Annotated in this window: 22 protein-coding genes; 6 read left to right on the top strand and 16 right to left on the bottom strand. The window is 64.5% G+C overall.

Translation table 11 applies throughout. The annotated features are described in order from the left end of the window. The first annotated feature begins 67 nt into the window (after positions 1-67). From VFF99_RS15240 to VFF99_RS15230, 3 genes are all read left to right on the top strand, one after another. Positions 68-787, top strand: a complete 720-nt coding sequence (locus VFF99_RS15240; RefSeq protein WP_325019342.1) for a response regulator transcription factor — start codon at positions 68-70, stop codon at positions 785-787. Next, entirely contained in the window at positions 784-2148 is a 1365-nt protein-coding gene (locus VFF99_RS15235; RefSeq protein WP_325019341.1) for an ATP-binding protein, read from the top strand. Before VFF99_RS15240 ends, VFF99_RS15235 begins: the two co-directional genes overlap by 4 nt. Positions 2149-2273: 125 nt before the next feature. Continuing rightward, positions 2274-2702, top strand: coding sequence for a hypothetical protein (locus VFF99_RS15230; RefSeq protein WP_325019339.1), 429 nt, complete (start codon positions 2274-2276; stop codon positions 2700-2702). 4 nt (positions 2703-2706) lie between these two features. Here the strand turns inward: VFF99_RS15230 and VFF99_RS15225 are convergent, their stop codons facing one another. From VFF99_RS15225 to mltG, 7 genes are read right to left on the bottom strand one after another with little or no spacing between them, the layout of a single operon-like run. Continuing rightward, complete coding sequence (locus tag VFF99_RS15225) at positions 2707-3363, bottom strand: ankyrin repeat domain-containing protein (protein WP_325019337.1); 657 nt, start codon at positions 3361-3363, stop codon at positions 2707-2709. Next, the gene (locus VFF99_RS15220) at positions 3360-4145 is read right to left on the bottom strand and encodes a TatD family hydrolase (protein ID WP_325019335.1); all 786 of its coding nucleotides are present in this window, start codon (positions 4143-4145) and stop codon (positions 3360-3362) included. The genes VFF99_RS15225 and VFF99_RS15220 overlap by 4 nt, the downstream gene beginning before the upstream one ends. A 39-nt stretch (positions 4146-4184) precedes the next feature. Then, the gene (locus VFF99_RS15215; RefSeq protein WP_325019333.1) at positions 4185-4694 is read right to left on the bottom strand and encodes a GNAT family N-acetyltransferase; all 510 of its coding nucleotides are present in this window, start codon (positions 4692-4694) and stop codon (positions 4185-4187) included. A 16-nt stretch (positions 4695-4710) separates the two neighbouring features. Then, on the bottom strand, positions 4711-5103 hold the full coding sequence (locus tag VFF99_RS15210; protein WP_325019331.1) for a PilZ domain-containing protein: 393 nt from the start codon (positions 5101-5103) through the stop codon (positions 4711-4713). Positions 5104-5122: 19 nt separating this feature from the next. Then, positions 5123-6163 carry a DNA polymerase III subunit delta' gene (locus VFF99_RS15205; RefSeq protein ID WP_325019329.1) on the bottom strand — a complete coding sequence of 347 codons (1041 nt, stop codon included), beginning with the start codon at positions 6161-6163 and terminating at the stop codon, positions 5123-5125. Continuing rightward, positions 6163-6771 (bottom strand): dTMP kinase, encoded by a 609-nt coding sequence (gene tmk / locus VFF99_RS15200; protein ID WP_325019326.1) that lies wholly within the window; start codon positions 6769-6771, stop codon positions 6163-6165. Before tmk ends, VFF99_RS15205 begins: the two co-directional genes overlap by 1 nt. A gap of 30 nt (positions 6772-6801) precedes the next feature. Continuing rightward, on the bottom strand, positions 6802-7791 hold the full coding sequence (mltG, locus tag VFF99_RS15195; protein ID WP_325019367.1) for an endolytic transglycosylase MltG: 990 nt from the start codon (positions 7789-7791) through the stop codon (positions 6802-6804). A 110-nt stretch (positions 7792-7901) separates the two neighbouring features. Here mltG and VFF99_RS15190 point away from each other — a divergent pair, with 110 nt between their 5' ends. Genes VFF99_RS15190 through VFF99_RS15180 form a run of 3 tightly spaced genes read left to right on the top strand, consistent with a single transcriptional unit; the run spans position 7902 to position 9975 of the window. Further along, the gene (locus VFF99_RS15190; RefSeq protein ID WP_325019324.1) at positions 7902-8951 is read left to right on the top strand and encodes a folate-binding protein; all 1050 of its coding nucleotides are present in this window, start codon (positions 7902-7904) and stop codon (positions 8949-8951) included. A 20-nt stretch (positions 8952-8971) separates the two neighbouring features. After that, positions 8972-9259 (top strand): DUF4936 family protein, encoded by a 288-nt coding sequence (locus VFF99_RS15185; RefSeq protein WP_325019322.1) that lies wholly within the window; start codon positions 8972-8974, stop codon positions 9257-9259. Next, positions 9250-9975 (top strand): NRDE family protein, encoded by a 726-nt coding sequence (locus tag VFF99_RS15180; protein WP_325019320.1) that lies wholly within the window; start codon positions 9250-9252, stop codon positions 9973-9975. The genes VFF99_RS15185 and VFF99_RS15180 overlap by 10 nt, the downstream gene beginning before the upstream one ends. Here VFF99_RS15180 and VFF99_RS15175 read toward each other — a convergent pair. Genes VFF99_RS15175 through VFF99_RS15135 form a run of 9 tightly spaced genes read right to left on the bottom strand, consistent with a single transcriptional unit; the run spans position 9968 to position 17684 of the window. Continuing rightward, positions 9968-10393: a GNAT family N-acetyltransferase gene (locus VFF99_RS15175; RefSeq protein ID WP_325019318.1), complete on the bottom strand. Its 426-nt coding sequence runs from the start codon at positions 10391-10393 to the stop codon at positions 9968-9970. The two genes, VFF99_RS15180 and VFF99_RS15175, sit on opposite strands and share 8 nt — an antisense overlap. Further along, a complete protein-coding gene (locus VFF99_RS15170; RefSeq protein ID WP_325019316.1) occupies positions 10390-10827 on the bottom strand; it encodes a thioesterase family protein in 438 nt (145 codons plus the stop codon). Before VFF99_RS15170 ends, VFF99_RS15175 begins: the two co-directional genes overlap by 4 nt. 27 nt (positions 10828-10854) lie before the next feature. Further along, positions 10855-11751, bottom strand: coding sequence for an alpha/beta hydrolase (locus VFF99_RS15165; RefSeq protein WP_325019314.1), 897 nt, complete (start codon positions 11749-11751; stop codon positions 10855-10857). A gap of 1 nt (position 11752) precedes the next feature. Further along, complete coding sequence (locus VFF99_RS15160) at positions 11753-12658, bottom strand: SDR family oxidoreductase (RefSeq protein ID WP_325019311.1); 906 nt, start codon at positions 12656-12658, stop codon at positions 11753-11755. After that, positions 12655-13605: a glutathione S-transferase family protein gene (locus tag VFF99_RS15155; protein ID WP_325019310.1), complete on the bottom strand. Its 951-nt coding sequence runs from the start codon at positions 13603-13605 to the stop codon at positions 12655-12657. Before VFF99_RS15155 ends, VFF99_RS15160 begins: the two co-directional genes overlap by 4 nt. A gap of 11 nt (positions 13606-13616) precedes the next feature. Further along, the gene (locus VFF99_RS15150; protein WP_325019308.1) at positions 13617-14615 is read right to left on the bottom strand and encodes an NADP-dependent oxidoreductase; all 999 of its coding nucleotides are present in this window, start codon (positions 14613-14615) and stop codon (positions 13617-13619) included. A 7-nt stretch (positions 14616-14622) separates the two neighbouring features. Next, the gene (locus VFF99_RS15145) at positions 14623-15057 is read right to left on the bottom strand and encodes a PaaI family thioesterase (protein WP_325019306.1); all 435 of its coding nucleotides are present in this window, start codon (positions 15055-15057) and stop codon (positions 14623-14625) included. Then, on the bottom strand, positions 15057-15842 hold the full coding sequence (locus VFF99_RS15140; protein WP_325019304.1) for an SDR family oxidoreductase: 786 nt from the start codon (positions 15840-15842) through the stop codon (positions 15057-15059). The genes VFF99_RS15145 and VFF99_RS15140 overlap by 1 nt, the downstream gene beginning before the upstream one ends. 27 nt (positions 15843-15869) lie before the next feature. Continuing rightward, the gene (locus tag VFF99_RS15135) at positions 15870-17684 is read right to left on the bottom strand and encodes an acyl-CoA dehydrogenase (protein ID WP_325019302.1); all 1815 of its coding nucleotides are present in this window, start codon (positions 17682-17684) and stop codon (positions 15870-15872) included. Positions 17685-17775: the final 91 nt, after the last annotated feature.

Genomic DNA, 17775 nt, shown 5'->3' with positions numbered 1-17775 from the left:
CGGACGATCGGGCGCGCACGATACAATTCGCAAACATTCCCGCCTCCCGGCTTGCCATAATGCGTGCATGGAAACTCCCGCCCACATCCTGATCGTCGACGACGATCGTGAAATCAGCAGCCTGCTGGCCGACTACCTGGAAAAGAACGGCTACCGCACCTCGACTGCCGGCGACGGCAAGGCCATGTGGAAGGTGCTGGATGAACGCCGCATCGATCTCATCGTGCTCGACCTGAACCTGCCCGGCGACGATGGCCTGACCCTGTGCCGCAACCTGCGCGCCCGCTCCAGCATCCCGGTCATCATGCTGACCGCGCGCGCCGAGCCGGTGGACCGCATCCTCGGTCTGGAAATGGGCGCGGACGACTACCTGCCGAAACCCTTCGAACCCCGCGAACTGTTCGCCCGCATTCGCAGTGTGCTGAGGCGCACCCAGGCGGCTCCCGGCCCGGCGCAGGCGCCGGAGTCGCAGATGCTGCGCTTCGCCGGCTGGACGATGGACACCACCGCACGCCACCTCGTCAATCCGCAGGGCGTGGTCGTCGCGCTCTCGGGCGCCGAGTACCGCCTGCTGAAGATCTTCCTCGACCACGCCAACCGCGTGCTCAGCCGCGACCAGCTGCTCAACATGATCGCCGGGCGCGACGCCGATCCCTTCGACCGCTCCATCGACTTGCAAATCAGCCGCCTGCGGCAAAAGCTGGGCGAGGATGCGCGCTCGCCGCAGATCATCAAGACGGTGCGCAATGAAGGCTATGTCCTCGCCACTGCGGTGACGCGCGAATGAAAGGCGGAATCAAGGCCATCTTCCAGTCGATGACCAGCCGGGTAGTCCTGGTACTGCTTGCCGGCGTCATCGCCAGCGCGCTCATCACCCTCGGCCTCGCCTTCAACGAGCGCCAGCGCATGATCGGGCAGTTCCGCGACTACCACGCGGTGGAGCGGCTGGCGCAGTTCATCCTGTCGCTGGACACGGTGGCGCCAGACATGCGTACGCCCTTCCTCTCCGCCGCACGCGGTGTCGGCATGCGCGCCGAGCCGGCGGCCGCGGACGACCAGGCGAGCGGCCAGCAATCCGAGCTCGCCGGAATGCTTGAACGCCGCCTGCCCGACGGTTACCGCATCGCTTCCGCGGTGGCCGACCCGGCGGACTGCGACTTCAGCCACCGCCCGCCGCGCCGCCGCCAGGGCGAGCTCCGCCCGATGTGCGAAGCGATGCTGGTCACCTTGCCCGACAACGCGCGCCTGCGCCTGACCGTGCTGCCGCCCCGTCCGCCGCCGATCACGCCGCGCGGTGACTTCACTTTGTATGCGGTCCTGTTCCTGCTCAGTATCGGCGTGCTTGCCGCCATCGTCGCGCGCATGACGCTGCGTCCGCTCAAGCAGCTCGCCCGGGCGGCCACCGAGCTCGGCAACAATATTGAGCGCCCTCCCCTGCCCGAACGCGGGGCGACCGAAATCCGGCAGGCTGCCGCCGCCTTCAACGCGATGCAGACGCGCATCCGCGGGCATATCCGCCAGCGCGCGCAAATCCTCGCTGCGATCACGCATGACCTGCAGACGCCGCTCACCCGCCTGCGGCTGCGCCTGGAAAAGGTGGAGGATGCGGAATTGCGGGAAAAACTGATCGGCGACCTGACCGCGATGCAAGGCATGGTGCGCGAGGGACTGGACCTGGCGCGGAGCATGGACGCAGCCGGTCCGATGCAGCTCCTCGACCTCGACTCCCTGGTCGACAGCGTTTGTGCGGATGCCGTCGATGCCGGCGAGGATGTCACGCTGGAGGGCCGCTCCGGCGCGTCGCTGATGGCGCGCCCGATCGCCCTGCGGCGCTGCCTGACCAACCTGATCGATAACGCCTGCAAGTACGGCAGTTTTGCGAAGATCAGCATCAGTCGCGAGGGAAGCAATGTCCTGATTGCCGTTACGGACGGCGGCCCCGGCATCCCGGAAGCGGAAATGCAGAACGTGTTTGAACCGTTCTACCGGCTCGAAGCCTCGCGTTCGCGCGAAACCGGCGGCACCGGCCTCGGCCTGACCATCGCCCGCAACATCGCCGAACAGCACGGCGGAAGCATCGCACTGCGCAACCTTCCCGTCCGGGGACTGGAAGTCAGGCTGACCCTGCCCTGCGCGGGGCAAGGGTAAGAGCCAGCGATAGTCTGAACCTACTCTGTTGCAATAAAGTTATTAACAATATCAATTATTTAACAATTATTGACGTTGTAACATCTTGTAACTCTGCAAACTTGAACATGTGGGGAGGAGACAAGATGAAGGAGATACCTTTCGAGAAGGTCAGCGTGGACGAGGCGCGGCGCATATTGCATGGCGACGTCGCAAGACCCGTGGCTCCGCTGCCCGCGAGGGACTGGAACTCCGCGCGCCTGCGTGATTCCGATCAGTCCCCGCCGGACCTCTCGCCCATCGCTTTCAAGTGGCTCGCCGCGCTCCCGCGGGAAGCCCGGCCGAATGCGCTGGCGCAGCAGTACCCGCGCATCGCCAACCGCCTTGCCGAAATCTGGAAACGCCCGCTGCAGTGCGAGCGCTACATCGATGGCCTGATGATGGACCTGCGCGGCGGCCGCAAGGGGTTTCCGAAAGAGGTCGCTGCGGAGATTGCGGCATTGAAAGTCCACTTCCTGCGCACCTCCAACAGCGTCCATTTCGGCGTCTGGGGCAACAGGATCGGCGTCGACTAGGCGCCTACAGCTTGCCTTCCTTGCGAAGGCGGCTCGTCAGGCCGTCGGCGATGTCCCGGTGGTTGTGCTTCGCCGCGAAGTCGATTGCGTTCATCCCGAGCTCGTTCTTGAGCGAGGCGTCGGCGCCCTCGTCGAGCAGGAGCTTGACGGTGCGGATGTGCCCGCCGCGCGCCGCCATCATGATCGGCGTAGTCTTGTTCGGCGATTCGGCATCGATGTAGGCCGACTTCTCCAGCAGCATCTGCACGATCTCGTTATGGCCGTTCGCTGCGGCGTAATGCAGCGGCGTCCAGCCCGGCCGGTTGACCTCCGCGCCTTTCGCCAGCAGGGCTTCCACCGCCGCCTTGTTGCCCTTGAAGCTTGCGATCATCAGTGCGTTATCGCCGTTGCCGGCCTTCGCTTCGAGGTCAATATTCGGGGCGTTGAGCAGGGCCTCGAAGACGTCCATCGAATCCTCTCGCAGCGCGAGAATCATTCCGGTGTCGCCCCGCTCGGCCTCGATAATGTTCGGGTCCAGCCCGCGCGCCAGCAGCGATTTGACGGTCCGGGCATTGTCGATCTTCACCGCGCGGAAGAAATCGACGTAGGCGTCGGCAAAAACCGTCACCGGAAAGACGGCGGCCGCGAGCGCGCCGAGCAAGAGGCTGCGGCGCATTCTCATGAAGGCCTCGCCGCCTTGAACAGATCGAAGAAATTGGCCGTCGTTGCCTGCGCCACCTGCTCCACGGGCACTTCCTTCAGCGTTGCCAGGAATTCCGCGACATGGCTCACGAATCCGGGCTCGTTCATCTTGCCCCGGTGCGGCACCGGCGCAAGGTAGGGTGCGTCGGTTTCGATCAGCATGCGCTCCAGCGGCACCGCGCGGGCCACGGCCTGCAGGTCCTTCGCATTCTTGAAGGTGACGATGCCGGAGAACGAGATGTAAAAGCCCATCTCCATGGCGGCCTCGGCCACCTGCTGCGATTCCGTGAAGCAGTGCATCACACCGCCCGCGCCGCCGGCATCGGTGCCGGCGCCTTCTTCCCGCATGATGCGGATCGTGTCTTCGGAGGCGGCGCGCGTATGGATGATCAGCGGCTTGCCGGTCGCACGCGAGGCGCGGATATGAGTGCGGAAGCGCTCGCGCTGCCACTCGAGGTCGCCCTCGAGACGGTAGTAGTCGAGCCCGGTCTCGCCGATGCCGACGATCTTCGGATGCGCAGCCAGCCGCACGAGGTCGTCGACGCTGACTTCCGGCGTTTCCTCGTAGTCAGGATGGACGCCGACCGAGGCATAGACGTTCGGATAGCGTTCCGCCAGTTCCAGCACCGACGGGAATTCCGGCATGTTCACCGAAATGCACAGTGCATGCGTGACCTTGTTTTCCGCCATCTTGCCGAAAATCTCCGGCAGGCGGACCGATAACTCGGGGAAATTGATGTGGCAATGTGAATCGATATACATGCCGGCATTTTAACGCCGCCGGCGCACTCGCGCCGGACTTCAGGCCACGCGCTTGCCGAGGATATCGAGGTCGCGTTCGACGCCGTCCAAGGTTGCCACGCGCGGCATGTGCGCCCAGCGTTCGAATCCGAAGGCTTCGAACAGCTTCAGGCTGGGGATGTTGTGCCCGAAAATGAACCCGAGCAGGGTGTGCACCCGGATCTGCGGCGCGAACGCGATCGCTTCGGACAGGAAATAGCGCCCGAGCCCCTTGCCGCGCGCGTCCTCGTGCAGGTAGATCGAGAGCTCGGCCGTGCCGTTGTAGGCCGGGCGGCCGTAGAAATTCGAAAACGACAGCCAGCCGATGATCTTGCCGTCTTCTTCCGCCACCCACAGCGGGCGGCGTTCGGGCGTGTGCTCCTCGAACCAGGCATGGCGCGACTCGACGCTGATCGGTTCGGTATCCGCGGTCACCATGCGGGAGGGCACGGTACTGTTGTAGATGTCTACGATGGCGGGAAGGTCTTCGAAACGGGCGAGGCGATGCGTATACGGTGTAAATGCAGACATGAAATTAGCGTTTTTCTTACAGGGTATGCGTGGCGCGCGTGGAACGCAGTGCGGCGCCGAGCAGTTCCTCGATCCGGTGCTTGACGCGCTGGCCGCTCTCGTCGGACGAGAAATGCACGCCGATGCCCTGCGCCTTGTTGTTGTTGGCGCCGGCCGGGGTGATCCAGGCGATCTTGCCGGCGATCGGGTACTTGGTCGGGTCGTCCATCAGCGTCAGGATGAGGTAAATCTCGTCGCCGATCTTGTAGGGCTTGTTGGTCGGCACGAAGATGCCGCCGTTTTGCAGGAAGGGCATGTAGGCGGCATACAGCGCGGCCTTTTCCTTGATCGGCAGGGACAGGACCGACGGACGCGCGACCGCCGCGCCGCCGGCGCCGGGAGGAATCGGGCTCACAGTGTTTTCGGCCATGGCAGTCCTTGCTTGTTTGTCAGTTCGGGAAAAGCGATGCGTATTCGAGCAGCATGTCTTCGATGAACAGGCGGGCCGACAACGGGTGGTCGGCCACCGCGCGGCGCTCGTTGACAGCCTTCAGCACCCGCAGCAGGCCGGCGACGTCGACGCCCTGCGCCAGTGCCGCCAGTTCCTTCCGGTAACGCGGATAATACCGGATTCTGCCCGAAAGTTTGAGCGAACACACGTCGTAGAGCCAGCGCTGCAACCACGCCACAAGCTCGGCCACCGGTGCCTTCTGCAGCTTTTCCGCCGTCTTCAGCGCGCCTTCCACGCCCGGCCGGGCCAGCAGGCGCAGCAATTCATCCAGGGTCTCGCGGCCTTCGCCCTGCGCCGCGTCCAGCGCGGCGAGCGGCGCCCCGCCCTGTTCGGCCAGCCATGCGTCGGCATCGGCGACGCCCTGCTGTTGGAGCCATGCCAGTGCGTCTTCCTGCAAGGGCATCGACAGCGCAAACTTGCGGCAGCGCGACAGGATGGTGGGCAGCAGACGGTCGAGGTTGTTCGACACCAGCAGGAACAGGGTGTCCGGCGGCGGCTCTTCCAGCGTCTTGAGCAAGGCGTTGGCGGCGGCGGTGTTCAGGGTTTCCGCGGGATACAGCAGCACGATGCGCATGCCCTGCCGGTGGGTGGACACGTTCATGAAATCGGCCAGGGCGCGGATCTGGTCGATCTTGATTTCCTTCGACGGCGCCTTGGCGGACTTGCCGGACTTCTTGCCCTCACCGGCCTCTGCGCCCTCTTCGGCTTCGCCGGCGCCATCCTCTTCCAGCACTTCCGGCCGCACGCGGCGGAAGTCGGGGTGGCTGTACTGCGCGAACCAGCCGCAGGGATCGCACTGCCCGCAGGCATGCCCGCCCTCTGCCGGCGACTGGCAAAGAAGTGATTGGGCCAAATGCGAGGCGAACGCGGTCTTGCCGATGCCTTCCGGGCCGTGGAACAGGATGGCATGCGGAAGTCGCCCGCGCAGCTGTTGCAATTGCTGCCACGGCGCCTGCTGCCAGGGATAGAGCGAGGACATTAGATAGCGGAGATGATCTGTTCGATCTCGCGCTGGATGTCGCCGATCGGGCGCGAGGAATCGATGACGTGGATGCGGTCCGGCTCTTCGGCCGCGCGGCGCAGGTATTCCTTGCGCACCCCGGCGAAAAACTCCGACTGTTCGCGCTCGAACTTGTCCAGCTCGCGCGTGGCGTCCAGGCGCGCCCGGGCGACTTCCAGGGGAACGTCGAACAGCAGCGTCAGGTTCGGCTTGATGTGCGGGTGGAGGCAGCGTTCCAGCGTCTTGAGCTTTTCGATGGACATCCTGCGCCCGCCACCCTGGTAGGCGAAGGTGGCATCCGTGAAGCGATCGGAAATCACCCATTCGCCGCGCACCAGCGCCGGCGCAATGACTTGCTCGATGTGCTCGCAGCGGGAGGCGAACATGAGCAAGGCTTCGGTTTCGATGTTCATTTCCTCGTTCAGCACCAGCGAGCGCAATTTTTCGCCCAGCGGCGTGCCGCCGGGCTCGCGCGTGACCACGACGCGCTTGCCGCTCTTTTTCAGCAGGCTTGCGACGAAGTCCAGGTGCGTGGACTTGCCCGCGCCGTCGATACCTTCAAAGCTGATGAATCTGCCAAATGCCATGTTTTCCAACCCCGTGCGATCCAGCCGGCATTATCGCTGGTATTTGTTCACTGCGCGGTTATGATCGGCAAGGTTGTTAGAAAATTCGCTCGTTCCGTTGCCTCGCGAAACAAAATACAGGACGTCCGACCGGGCCGGGTTCAGCGCCGCGGCCAGCGATTCCGCGCCGGGCAAGGCGATCGGCGTGGGCGGCAGGCCGGGCCGGGTGTAGGTGTTGTACGGCGTATCGGTTTCGAGGTCCTTCCTGCGGATGTTGCCCTGGAAGCGATCGCCCATGCCGTAGATGACGGTCGGGTCAGTCTGCAGCAGCATGCCCGTCCGGAGCCGGTTGACGAACACCGCGGCAATCATGTTGCGCTCCGATTTCTGCCCGGTTTCCTTTTCAATGATCGAGGCCATGATGAGCGCCTCGTACGGCGACTTGTACGGCACGCCCGGCGCGCGCCTGCTCCAGGCCTCTTCCAGCCGCTTGAGCATGAGCGCGTGCGCCTGGCGGTAGATCTGCAGGTCGCTCGAATTCTTGGCGAAGAGGTAGGTATCGGGGAAGAACAGGCCTTCCGGGAACTTGTAGTCGGTGGTGATTTTTGCCAGCAGGTCTTTGTCGGACAGTCCCGCCGTCTCGTGCCGGATGCGGGGGTGGGCATCGATGGCGGCACGCATTTGCTTGAAGGTCCAGCCTTCGATGATGGCGATGGACTCCTGGGCGAATTCGCCGCGCACCAGCTGGTCGATCAGCGCCAGCGGTGACGTTCCAGGCTTTAGTTCATAATTCCCTGCCTTCAGCCGCGCGCTCTGGCCGGAGAGCCGGGTCAGCAGGTGGAACAGGTCCGGATTGAGGGGCACGCCGGCCGCCGCGATCTGCTCGGCGCTGCTCTTGACGCTGCTGCCCGGCTTGATCGCGAACTCGATCGGCTGCTCGCCCTCGGCAAGGATGGGGCGGTACGCCCAGAACGTGACCATGGCGGACCCCAGGAGCGCCAGGACGACAATGAATACAAGAAACTTTTTGACCAAAACCAGACCTTTGCAAAAGATGCCGGACAAAGCGAAGGGGCTCTGAACGGCTTTTTGAAGACGTCACTATAATCAAGCCATGATGATACTGGCTAACCGCGCACTTACTTGAGTCTATGACTGAATCGACAAACACATGGTTGCAATTCCTGGAACGCCAGGGCGCGCAATTTGATGAAACCGGGACTGTGGCGGCTTTCGGCGGCGCACTCCCGCAGGGCGGGCTGCAGCGCGGTTTTGTCGCGCCGCTCACCGACATGGGCCTCATCTCCGCGGCGGGTGACGACGCGGCGAGCTTCCTCCACAACCAGCTCACCAACGACGTCGAGCACCTCGGTCCGCAGGAAGCGCGCCTTGCCGGCTATTGCTCCCCCAAGGGCCGGCTGCTGGCGACCTTCCTGATGTGGCGGGCCGGCGGCGCAATCATGCTGGCGCTGCCGCGCCAGATCCAGCCGCCGGTGCAAAAGCGCTTGCAGATGTTCGTGCTCCGCTCCAAGGTCAAGCTGGCCGATGCCACACACGACCACGCCTTGCTCGGCATCGGCGGCGAAGCGGCGGCAGAAACGCTGGGCGCCTGGTTTCCGCAGCTGCCCGCTGCGCCGTACACGCTGACGGAATCGCCGCATGGCACCCTGGTGCGCCTGCCCGACGCCTTCGGCCAACCGCGCTTCCTGTGGGCGGCGGCGCCTGCCGCGGCCGAAGCCGCATGGCCGGAGCTGACCAAGACGCTGTCCCCCGCCGCCACCGCCCTGTGGCGCCGCACTGATATCCATGCCGGCATCCCGCTGGTGACGCAGCCTACCCAGGAGCAGTTCGTCCCGCAGATGATCAACTTCGAGCTGATCGGCGGCGTCAATTTCAAGAAAGGCTGCTATCCGGGCCAGGAAATCGTGGCGCGGAGCCAATACCTCGGCAAGCTCAAGCGGCGCATGCTGCTGGCGACGGTGGACACCGGTAACGTCGCGCCCGGCAATGAGGTGTTCTGGAGCGGCGATCCGGACCAACCCTGCGGCATGGTGGTGAATGCGGAGCGAAATCCGGAAGGCGGCAGCGATTGCCTCGTGGAAGTGAAGATGGCGGCGACCGAAGACGGCAGCATTCATCTTGGCTCCGCCACCGGCCCCCGGCTGCAGTTCGCGCAGCTGCCCTACGCGCTGCCCGCCTGACGCGGCCCCGTCGGCAACGCATGGATCTGTACATCTACTACCGGGTACGCAGCGAAGACGCGCCGGGCTTGCAGGGTCGCGTGCAGGCCATGCAGCGGCGCCTTGCGGCGGATCAAGGGATCACGGGCGCATTGAAGCGAAGGCCCGAAGAAAAGGATGGCCGGCAGACGTGGATGGAGATCTACGAAAGCGTTCCGCCCGGCTTTGAGAGCGTGCTGGCCGACGCCGTTGCCCGCGACGGCCTTGCCGCGCTGACCGACGGCCCACGCCACACCGAACATTTTGTGGACATAACCGCATGTGCCTGATCGTCTTCGCCTGGAAGCTTGTCCCCGGAATCCCGCTCGTCGCCGCCGCCAACCGCGACGAATTCTATGAGCGCCCCTCGGCCCCGGCAACGTGGTGGAGCGATGAAGCGCACATCTACGCCGGGCGCGACCTGCGCGACGGCGGCACCTGGATGGGCGTGACGCGCGAAGGCCGTTTCGCGGCCATCACCAATATCCGGGCGCCGTCTGAAAGAAGGACCGGCGTCCCGTCACGCGGAGAGCTCGTCGCCGGCTACCTGTCCGGCATCGCCTCCCCGCAACAATACGTGGAAGCCCTCGCGCCGCGCGCTGCGGCCTATAACGGGTTCAACCTGCTGGTGGGGAATCGAGAGGAGCTGGTCTGGTATTCCAACGGCTCGCCGGACGATCCGCGCAACGGCAGGCCGCTCGCGCCGGGTGTGTACGGGTTGTCGAACGGCGCGCTTGACACGCCATGGCCGAAGCTCGTGCGCACCAAAGCGCAATTTTCCAGCCTGCTGTGCCAGGGGGCGCCGGAAGATGCGTATTTTGAAATGCTCGCGGACACCAGCCTCGCCGCCGACAGCCGGCTGCCGAAAACCGGTGTCCCCCTGGAGTGGGAACGCCTCCTGTCGGCGGTCTGCATCGAGTCCCCGGAATACGGCACGCGCTCTTCCACCCTCGTCCGGCTGCCGGACAGCGGTGTGCCCGTGCTGCGCGAGCGCCAGCTCAGGTAAGCGGGCGGCGCATGTGGATGTGGGGGATGCCCGCCTCCATGAACACCTCGCCCTCGCGGACGAAGCCATGGCGCAGATAGAACGGCTCGGCCTGCGTCTGCGCATTCAGCATCACTTCGCGGTCGCCGCGCTGCCTTGCAGCCTCGACCAGCGCTTCCAGCAAAAGCGCGCCTATCCCGGTTCCGCGCGCCGGTTTGCGCACCGCCATGCGCCCGATGTGCCCGTCAGGCAGAAGGCGTCCGGTGCCCACGGCCCTGCCCTCGCCGTCGTAGGCGACGGCATGGGTACAGCGCGCATCCATCTCGTCCCATTCCATGTCCAGCGGCACCTTCTGTTCCTGCACGAAGACTTCGAGGCGCACCGCCTGGGCGTCGGCCCGTTGCACCGCCCAGCCGCCCAGTGTGACGCGGATGCTCATAGTGCCGCCGGCGCGAGTTTTTCGAAGCGGGTGATGGTCTCGCGCCAGGCGTCGGGCCAGGGCACCCCTTTTCGAAGGGTGGTGTCCGCATACACATACACCAGTTCGCCCGAAATCAGGTGTTCATCGCCGTGGTGGATCTCGACGACGAAGCGTACCGAGGTCCGGCCGAAGCCGGCGCAGCGCACGCCGATGTCGAGCACGTCGTCGAAGCGGGCCGGCGCCTGGTACTCGATAGTCGCCTTGCGCGCAAACATCTCGCGCCCCTCCTCGGCCTGTTGCAGCACGCCGGGCAGACCGGTCGCGCGCCAGTATTCGGTGAACGCGACGTCGAAATAGGTCAGGTAGTGGCCGTTGAATACGATGCCCTGCATGTCGACTTCGGCCCAGCGCACCCGCAGGGAATGGAAAAAGGAAAAGTCTTCGCGTGCCATGATGTGATGATGTATTTGTTCAGCTTGTCACTCAGCCAGGAAGCCGCGGATCAATCGGTTGACGCGTTCCGGTTGTTCGTGGATCACCCAGTGCGTGCCCTCCGGGATGCGCTCGAGCTTCAGGTCGTCGACCACGGCATCGAGGCCGTCGAGCAGCGACTTGGGCAAGGCGATGTCGCGTTCGCCCCAGATCACGCGCGTCGGGATGCGGACCCGGAAGTCGTCCGGACTGAGCTGCAGCTTTGCCGGGCCGGCGTGTTCCGCGGTCGGCGGGTGCAAGGGCGATGCGCGGTAGTAATTCACCCCGCCCGTCAGCCCGCGCAACCAGCACGCATGATAACGCGCCCGCACTTCCGGCGTGAACCACGGCGTAGGCGATTTGCCCATGCCGTTGAGCAGGTCTTCCAGCAACTTGAACCCATCCTTGGCCAGCGCGCTTTCCGAGCCTTCGGCGCGCAGCCAGTTCATGTACTCGCTGGCCGCCTTCTGCTCGGGATCGTTTGCCAGGGCCTGTGCGAACAGGTAGGGATGCGGCGAGTTGATGATGATGAGCTTGTGCAGCAGCTGCGGCAGCGCGATCGCGAAGTTCCAGGCAATCGCGCCGCCCCAGTCGTGGGCAACCATCACGAACTTGTCGTAGCCGAGGTGCTGCGCGAGCAGGCGCAGGTCGTCGACGATGTGCTTGGCCTTGTACTGGCCGAGGTCGAGCGGCATGTCGGACTGGTTGAAGCCGCGCAGATCCGGCGCGACTGCGAAGAAGTCCGAGCCGAACTCTGCCAGCTGCGCCTCCCATTCGTACCAGAACTCGGGAAACCCGTGTACGAACAGGATCAGCGGCCTGCCCTTTTCGCCTGCACTCGCAAAGTGCAGGCGCATGCCGTTCGGCAGTTCGGCGAACTGCCCGTCGCGGATGGCGGCCGCCATGTTATTTCACGTTCATCTTCGCCTGCAGCATCTCGCGCACCTGGGGCGCGGCTGCAAACGGGTCGGTCGGATTGCGCTGCAGGACGATGTCTTCCATGCGGGTCTGCACATTGCCCAGCGCCTGCGGATGCGAGTAGATGTAGAACCCGCCGTCGCGGATGGCATTGAAGGTGCGCTCGGCGACTTCGGCCGCAGTGACCTTGCCGGACGATACCGCCTTGTCGGACACCGCCTGCGCGGCAACCTGGCTGAGCGTCGGCGCACCTTCGGCCTTGACGTCATCCGGGCGGTTGCGCTGCGACTGGCTGATGCCGGTCGGCACGAAGTACGGGCACAGCACGGAGGCGCCGATCGGTGCCTTGATCAATTGCAGGTCGTGGTACAGGGTCTCGGACAGCGACACCACGGCATGTTTGGAAACATTGTAGATGCCCATGTTCGGCGCATTCAGCAGGCCTGCCATCGAAGCGGTGTTGACGATGTGGCCCTCGTAGCCGGGATCCTTCTTCGCGCATTCCAGCATCAGCGGCGTGAAGGTGCGCACGCCGTGGATCACGCCCCACAGGTTCACGCCCAGCACCCACTCCCAGTCGGCGATGGAGCTTTCCCAGACCAGGCCGCCGCAGCCCACGCCGGCATTGTTGAACACCAGGTGCACCGCGCCAAACTTTTCCATTGCCGCATCGGCCAGCGCCGTGACCTGCTCCGCCTTGCGCACGTCGCAGCGCATGGCAAGCACCTGTGCGCCCTGCGCTTCGAGCTCCGCCTTCACCTTGTCCAGTGCGTCCTGCTGGACGTCGGCCAGGACGAGCTTCATGCCGAGACGCGCCCCGATGACCGCGAACTCGCGGCCGAAGCCGCTTGCGCCGCCGGTGATGACGGCAACCTTGCCGTGGAAGTCTTTCATGTCTGTTCTCCTGAATTGGTCTGGATTTTCTTGAGTTGGAATCCGATGCGCGGGAAATGCACGACTACCTCGCCCGCGACGGGGTCGGTACGGCGCACGGCCCATTCGGTATCGGTTGAAACAAGCAGCTCGCCCTCGACCGGGTCAAGCGCGTAGTCGGTGGGAGTGACGCTTACGCGCTCTCCCCTTGCGATGCCGTGCGTGTCGACAAACAGCAGGTCCGCCGCCGCGGCGCTCGCCTGCGCGGCAATCTCGAGCGCCGATTCCGATCGCAGCTTTTCCGGCTCACCGTGTCCGAATGCGGCCATGCGGTCCGCCCATTCCTTCAGCCGCGGCGCGGCGTCGAGGATGGAGGCCAGCGGCTTGGCAAGCTGCAGGAACCAGATGCAGTGGTAAACGGAAAAGTCGGCGATGCTTGCCGCGCTGCCGAGCAGGAAGGGTTTGCCATCGGCCAGCATGTTCTCCAGCCGGCGCAGGTATTCCCGCAGATTGCCGGTCGCTTCGCCGACCGACATGCGTGGCGCATTGCCCCGCATCGCCGCGCGGTCGGCGGCAAAAGCCTTCATCTGCTCCGGCGTCAGCGGCCCCAGCAAGTGAGGCATGGCGACCGGCTGGAAGACATAGGCAATGACGGTCCAGAACAAGGTGCTGTCCGCCCACTGCGCAAGCGTGCGCGACGCGCCTTCGACCTCGGCCGGATACAGCGCGGGCGACGGGGCGATCCGCTCCAGCACGTCGGCGATCAGTGCCGTGTCGCAGTAGATGTCGGCGCCGATCTGCAGCACCGGCGTGCGGCGGTAGCCGCCGGTCAGCGCGATCAGGTTCGGCTTGGGCATCACCGGCGGAATGAGCACCGATTTCCATGCCAGTTTCTTGAACCCGAAGATCAGGCGGATCTTCTCCGAGAACGGCGAGTTCGGGTAATGGTGAAAGATGAGTTCGCGCACGGCAGCTCCGCTCATACCAGCTTGACGAGCTGCTTGCCGAAATTGCGTCCCTTGAGCATGCCGATGAATGCCTCTGGCGCGGTTTCGAGCCCCTGTGCAACCGACTCGCGGAACTTCAGCTTGCCGGCGGCCAGCAGCGTGCCGAGCTCTTTCAAGCCCAGCGGCCACAGGTCCATGTGTTCGGACACGATGAAGCCGCGCATGCTCAGGCGCATGGTCAGGAAGAAGCGTGCGTTCTTGATCGGCGTGGGCTCGCCGTCGTAGCCGGCGATCATGCCGCACAGAGCAATACGGCCGAACGGGTTCATGCGCTCCAGGCAGGCGTCGAAAATCTCGCCGCCCACGTTCTCGAACACGCCGTCGATGCCGTTCGGCGTCGCCTTGGCCAGTTCCTCTTTCAGGTTTCCGGCCTTGTAGTCGATACAGGCGTCGAAGCCGAGCTCATTGACCACGTAATCGCATTTCTCCTTGCCGCCGGCAATGCCGACCGCGCGGCAGCCGCGCTGCTTCGCCAGCTGGCCGACAACGCTGCCCACCGCGCCGCTCGCCGCCGACACCACGATGGTCTCGCCTTCCTTGGGCTGGATGATCTGGGTCAGGCCGTACCATGCGGTCATGCCCGGCATGCCCACTGCGCCGAGATAGGCGGACAGCGGCACATGGGTGGTGTCGAGCTTGCGCAGCAGCGCGCCGTCCGACACGCCCATCTCCGACCAGCCGAACATGCCCTGCACCTTGTCGCCCACGGCGAACTTCGGATGCTTCGATTCGACCACCTCGCCCACGGTGCCGCCGATCATGGTTTCGCCGATCGCCTGCGGAGCCGCATAGCTCTTCACATCCTCCATGCGCATGCGCATGTAGGGATCGAGCGAGAGGTAATGGTTGCGCACGAGCAGCTCGCCCTCTTTCAGCGCGGGAACCGGGACTTCCTCCAGGCGAAAGTTTTCCGGGACGACGTGGCCTTGCGGGCGCGAGGCCAGGACCATGCGTTTGTACGTTGCCATCATTATCTCCTTAGTCGTGATCCAGCTTTTTTGCGACATCCAGGCGTTTGAGGTACTTGAACGTCCCCATCGCCTTGGCCACCAGTTTCTCGCCGTTCCACACTTCGCCCTCGCAGAAGCACATGGTGGTGGAACGGTGGTAAGCCTTGCCTTTGGCGACGATACGGCCGCCGGTATGCCCGGCCGGCTGCAGGAAGCTGGTTTTCATTTCGATCGTCACGCCGCCGCGCGCATCCGGGTCGAGCGAACGGCCGGCCAGCGACATCACCACGTCGAGCAGCGTCATGGTGATGCCGCCATGGGTCACCCTCCAGCTGTTCATGTGGCGGTGTTCGAGGTTCAGTGCAACCTGCGCTTCACCGTTTCCCATGCCGAGGAACTCGACGCCGAGATCGTTCAGGAACGGAACCTCGGCCGGGAACGGCTGCGGCTTGCTGGTATCCATCAATGGACGGCCGACACGCCGCCGTCGACCGCGAGGATCTGGCCGGTGATGTGCTTGGATGCGTCGGACGCGAACAGCAAGGCCGCGCCCTTGAGGTCTTCGTCATCGCCGATGCGCTGCAGCGGCGCACGGCGCGCGAGGTTTTCCTCGCCGAAGTTTTCCAGCACGCCCTTGGTCATCTTGGACGGGAAGAATCCCGGCGCCAATGCATTGACGGTAATGCCGTACTTGCCCCATTCGCCGGCCAGCGTGCGGGTGAAGTTGACCACCGCGCCCTTGGAGGTGTTGTAAGCGACGGTCTGCATGCTGTCGGGGCCATTGCCGGAGAGGCCGGCGATGGAGGCCACGTTGACGATGCGGCCGTACTTGCGCGGGATCATCGATTGCTTGGCCACTGCCTGCGACAACAGGAAGATGCTGCGCACGTTCAGGTTCATCACCTTGTCCCAGGCTTCCAGCGGATAGTCTTCCGCCGGCGCGCCCCAGGTGGCGCCTGCATTGTTGATGAGGATGTCGATGTGGCCGAGGCGGTTCATGGCTTCGGTGACCAGCGGCGCGATGGCCGCTTCCTGCGAGAGGTCGGCTGCAATCGCGCTGGCCTCGATGCCTCGTGACTTCAGGTGCGCGACGGCTTCATCGAGGTCGGCCTGCTTGCGCGAGGACAGCACCAGCTTGGCGCCCGCCTCGCCCAGTGCTTCAGCAATCTGCAGGCCGAGGCCGCGCGAGCCGCCGGTGACCAGCGCCGTCTTGCCGTTGAGGTCGAACAATTCCTTGGTGGTACGCATCTTGTCTCCTGTATGTTTAGTTTTCAATCAGAACCAGGCGTCCTGCATGTCGAGCGTCGTGGTATCGATGCTCTCCAGCAGGTCGAGCTGCGGATAGACCTTGGGCAGCTCCCATTTGAAGAAATAGGTGCATGCCTGCAGCTTGCCGCGGTAGAAGCCGGCATCGTGCCCGGTCTTGCCGGCGGCGACCAGGGCCTGCTCCAGCCAGATCCAGGCAACGACCGCATGGCCGAAGGCTTCCAGATAGGCGGACGCGTTGGCGAGCGTCTTGTTCATATCGCCCGCGCCGTACAGCGCCTGCGTCACCTTCTCGATCCGCTGCAGTGCCGCGCCGAGCTCCCGGGCAAAGCCGGCCAGTTCCTTCACCTCCATCGCCTTGGCGATGGTCTTCTGCACTTCCGCGCCCAGCAGCTTGAATGCCGCGCCGCCCTGCATCGATACCTTGCGGCCCAGCAAATCCAGGCCCTGGATGCCGTGCGTGCCTTCGTGGATCGGGTTGAGTCGGTTGTCGCGGTAGAACTGTTCGACATTGTATTCCCGCGTGTATCCGTAGCCGCCGTGCACCTGGATGGCGAGGCTGTTCGCCTCCAGGCACCACTGCGACGGCCAGGACTTGGCGATCGGGGTCAGGATATCGAGCAGCAGCGTGGCATTCCTGCGCGCCTCGTCCGACTCGGCGGTGCGCTCTTCATCCACCAGCCGCGCGCAATAGAGGTTGAGCGCAAGTCCGCCTTCGACGTACGCCTTCTGCGCCAGCAGCATGCGCTTGACGTCGGTGTGCTGGATGATCGGGATCTGCGGTTGCGCCGGGTCCTTGGCCATCGGATGGCGTCCCTGCGGCCGCTCGCGCGCATATTCCAACGCGTGCAGATAGCCGGTGTAGCCGAGCATCACCGCACCGAGGCCGACGCCGATGCGCGCCTCGTTCATCATGTGGAACATGTTGGCCAGGCCCTTGTGCTTTTCGCCGACCAGATAGCCGACCGCACCTGCCTGCCCGCCGGGCTTGTACTTGCCCTCGCCGAAATTGAGCAGGCAGTTGGTGGTGCCGCGGTAGCCCATCTTGTGGTTGAGGCCGGCCAGCACAACGTCATTGCGTTCGCCGAGCGAGCCGTCCTGGTTCACCAGGATCTTCGGCACGATGAAAAGCGAGATGCCCTTCACGCCCGGGATCAGCTTGCCATTCTCGTCCGGCACCTTGGCCAGCACGAGGTGGACGATGTTTTCCGACAGCTCGTGCTCGCCGGCGGAAATCCACATCTTGTTGCCCTTGATGCGGTAGGTGCCGTCGGCCTGCGGCTCGGCGCGGGTGACGATGTCGGAGAGCGAGGAGCCGGCCTGCGGCTCGGACAGGCACATGGTGCCGAAGAAACGGCCCTCCATCATCGGGCGGACGAAGGTCTCGATCTGCTCCGGCGTGCCGCACTTAAGCAGGGTGTTGGCATTGCCGATGGTTAGGAAGGGATAGGACGACGTGCCGACGTTGGCGCCCTTGAAATAGGCGAAGCCGGCCTTTTCGATGACGCAGGGCAGCTGCATGCCGCCGAAGTCGTAATCCTGCCCGGCAGCCATCAGGCCTGCCTCGCTGAAGGCTTTCAGCGCGGTCTGCACCTCGGGGATGATGTGGACCTTGTCGCCGTCGAAATGCGGCTCCTGCTGGTCGTTCTTCTTGTTATGCGGCGCGAACAGGTCGGTCGCGATCTGTTCGCAGGTATCGAGCGCCGCGTTGAAGGTTTCGCGCGAGTGGTCGGCGTAGCGCGCGCGGCCGGTGAGTTCTTCCGCCTTCAGCCATTCGTAGAGCACGAATTCGAGGTCGCGGCGGGAGACGATTTTCGATTGCATGGTAGTCCTCCACACGTGCGGACGCCATGCCGCACGTCACTGTGAGCAAGAAACTGGACGCGCCGGCGCCCAAAGCAATCATGGGCGCTTC

Source organism: Noviherbaspirillum sp., from assembly GCF_035654295.1.
Classification (GTDB): Bacteria; Pseudomonadota; Gammaproteobacteria; order Burkholderiales; family Burkholderiaceae_D; genus Noviherbaspirillum.
The sequence above is the reverse complement of the archived record's forward strand: the minus strand, read 5'-3'. Positions and strand labels throughout refer to the sequence as shown.

Coding starts and splice junctions, on each gene's coding strand:
- VFF99_RS15240 (WP_325019342.1), top strand. CDS start 68: ATGGAAACTCCCGCCCACATCCTGATCGTCGACGACGATCGTGAAATC.
- VFF99_RS15235 (WP_325019341.1), top strand. CDS start 784: ATGAAAGGCGGAATCAAGGCCATCTTCCAGTCGATGACCAGCCGGGTA.
- VFF99_RS15230 (WP_325019339.1), top strand. CDS start 2,274: ATGAAGGAGATACCTTTCGAGAAGGTCAGCGTGGACGAGGCGCGGCGC.
- VFF99_RS15225 (WP_325019337.1), bottom strand. CDS start 3,363: ATGAGAATGCGCCGCAGCCTCTTGCTCGGCGCGCTCGCGGCCGCCGTC.
- VFF99_RS15220 (WP_325019335.1), bottom strand. CDS start 4,145: ATGTATATCGATTCACATTGCCACATCAATTTCCCCGAGTTATCGGTC.
- VFF99_RS15215 (WP_325019333.1), bottom strand. CDS start 4,694: ATGTCTGCATTTACACCGTATACGCATCGCCTCGCCCGTTTCGAAGAC.
- VFF99_RS15210 (WP_325019331.1), bottom strand. CDS start 5,103: ATGGCCGAAAACACTGTGAGCCCGATTCCTCCCGGCGCCGGCGGCGCG.
- VFF99_RS15205 (WP_325019329.1), bottom strand. CDS start 6,163: ATGTCCTCGCTCTATCCCTGGCAGCAGGCGCCGTGGCAGCAATTGCAA.
- tmk (WP_325019326.1), bottom strand. CDS start 6,771: ATGGCATTTGGCAGATTCATCAGCTTTGAAGGTATCGACGGCGCGGGC.
- VFF99_RS15190 (WP_325019324.1), top strand. CDS start 7,902: ATGACTGAATCGACAAACACATGGTTGCAATTCCTGGAACGCCAGGGC.
- VFF99_RS15185 (WP_325019322.1), top strand. CDS start 8,972: ATGGATCTGTACATCTACTACCGGGTACGCAGCGAAGACGCGCCGGGC.
- VFF99_RS15180 (WP_325019320.1), top strand. CDS start 9,250: ATGTGCCTGATCGTCTTCGCCTGGAAGCTTGTCCCCGGAATCCCGCTC.
- VFF99_RS15175 (WP_325019318.1), bottom strand. CDS start 10,393: ATGAGCATCCGCGTCACACTGGGCGGCTGGGCGGTGCAACGGGCCGAC.
- VFF99_RS15170 (WP_325019316.1), bottom strand. CDS start 10,827: ATGGCACGCGAAGACTTTTCCTTTTTCCATTCCCTGCGGGTGCGCTGG.
- VFF99_RS15165 (WP_325019314.1), bottom strand. CDS start 11,751: ATGGCGGCCGCCATCCGCGACGGGCAGTTCGCCGAACTGCCGAACGGC.
- VFF99_RS15160 (WP_325019311.1), bottom strand. CDS start 12,658: ATGAAAGACTTCCACGGCAAGGTTGCCGTCATCACCGGCGGCGCAAGC.
- VFF99_RS15150 (WP_325019308.1), bottom strand. CDS start 14,615: ATGATGGCAACGTACAAACGCATGGTCCTGGCCTCGCGCCCGCAAGGC.
- VFF99_RS15145 (WP_325019306.1), bottom strand. CDS start 15,057: ATGGATACCAGCAAGCCGCAGCCGTTCCCGGCCGAGGTTCCGTTCCTG.
- VFF99_RS15140 (WP_325019304.1), bottom strand. CDS start 15,842: ATGCGTACCACCAAGGAATTGTTCGACCTCAACGGCAAGACGGCGCTG.
- VFF99_RS15135 (WP_325019302.1), bottom strand. CDS start 17,684: ATGCAATCGAAAATCGTCTCCCGCCGCGACCTCGAATTCGTGCTCTAC.